Source organism: Pseudomonas sp. HMSC067G02, assembly GCF_001813485.1.
Classification (GTDB): Bacteria; Pseudomonadota; Gammaproteobacteria; order Pseudomonadales; family Pseudomonadaceae; genus Pseudomonas; species Pseudomonas aeruginosa.
The window spans coordinates 1-382 of sequence record NZ_KV812675.1 but is presented as its reverse complement, the minus strand read 5'-3'; the positions used below and the strand labels follow the sequence as shown (position 1 = coordinate 382).

At 66.5% G+C, this 382-nt stretch carries 1 pseudogene; it reads right to left on the bottom strand.

The features are described from left to right. A pseudogene (locus tag HMPREF2914_RS14195) lies at nt 1-382 on the bottom strand (glutamine synthetase); the annotation flags it as partial.

The following is a 382-nucleotide window of genomic DNA, read 5'->3' as shown; positions in this document are numbered from 1 at the left end:
AGCAGGTAGGGGTTGGCGTCGGCGCCGGCCACGCGGTGTTCCAGGCGTACCGCGTCCGGGCTGCCGGTGGGCACGCGCAGGGCCACGGTGCGGTTGTCCAGGCCCCAGCTCGGCGCGTTCGGCACGTAGAACTGCGAACCGAAGCGGCGGTAGGAGTTGACGTTCGGGCAGAGGAAGGCCATGGAGGCCGGCAGGGTCTCGAGCACACCGCCGATCGCATGGCGCAATGCGGCGTTCTGCTCGGGATCCTCGCTGGTGAAGATGTTGTTGCCGTGCTTGTCGAGCAGCGAGATATGCACGTGCAGTCCGTTCCCGGCCTGGCCCGGATAGGGCTTGGCCATGAAGGTGGTGTCCATCTCGTGGTCGTAGGCGATGTTCTTGA